This is a genomic window from Janibacter massiliensis (assembly GCF_900289115.1).
GTDB lineage: Bacteria > Actinomycetota > Actinomycetes > Actinomycetales > Dermatophilaceae > Janibacter_A > Janibacter_A massiliensis.
In genome coordinates, this window is sequence record NZ_LT985208.1 from 1 (window position 1) to 1027 (window position 1027).

A 1027-nucleotide genomic window follows, 5' to 3' on the forward strand; every position below is an offset into this window, starting at 1 on the left:
TCGTATCTACACACCCTCATGATCGTCTGCCGCATCAGATGTGTATAAGAGTCATTTTCCCTGCTTCAGCGCCCTGCTCCTACCTGCCCGCCTCTCTAGTCGTCGGCAGCGTCAGATGTGTATAAGCGGCCGGCGCAGGAGGCGGGGTTGGCGGCTCCGACGAGCCCGGACGGCGGCGGGTTGCGTCTGGTCGAGGACGGTGGGGACGGGGCCCGGGACGGGCAGACGGGGCCCGGTGCCCCGGGGGCGCCGGTGACGGTGTCGGCGACGGGTCGGGCGCAGCTGGCCGGGGCGATCTCGCGGGAGCACGTGGATGTGATCCAGCGAGCCCTGGCCGATCTGCCGGACCATCTGGGGTCGGAGGATCGGGAGCGGTGCGAGGCGGAGCTGATCGCCCTGGCGCGGGGTCGGGGGCCGCGGGACCTGCGGCGGGCCGCGGCGCGGGTCCTCGAACGGGTCGGGCGCCCGACCGTGGAGGTCGACGCGCACGAGCACGCCCAGGCCGCCAGCAGCGAGGACCGGGCCTGGGAGGAGTGCTCGTTCTGGATCCGGGACAACGGCGACGGGACGATGCACGGCCAGTTCACCGTCCCCACCCTGGCCGGGACCACCTTGCGGACCATCCTCGCGGCGAGGGCCTCACCCCGCCGCACCGACACCCGCCGGGCCGCTGCCCCCGGAACGGGCGCCCACGGGACCGGCGCCCACGGGACCGGCGCCCACGGGACCGGCGCCCACGGGACCGGCGCCCGTGGGGGGGGTGATGGCGGGCCGGGCGAGCAGGGGCGGGCGTGCCCGGCGTGGCTGGACCCGGACCTCGACCCCCGGACCCGTCAGCTGGCACGTCAACGGCGGCACGGCCAGGACCTGGCGACGCTGCTGATGCGGCTGCCGACCGACCACCTCCACGACAAGACCGCCGCGACCGTGCTGGTCACCACCGGCCTGAGCGACCTGCAGGACGAGACGACCGCGGTGGCATCCACCCCGACCGGGCACACCCTCACCGCCGGCGAGGCCCGCCGGG

The 1027-nt window shown here is 75.0% G+C and carries 1 protein-coding gene; it reads left to right on the forward strand.

All coding sequences use genetic code 11. From position 1 onward, the window contains the following. Positions 1-147: 147 nt before the first annotated feature. The coding region (locus DAA34_RS12030) for a DUF222 domain-containing protein (RefSeq protein ID WP_158707752.1) at positions 148-1027 on the forward strand (880 nt) is incomplete at its 3' end.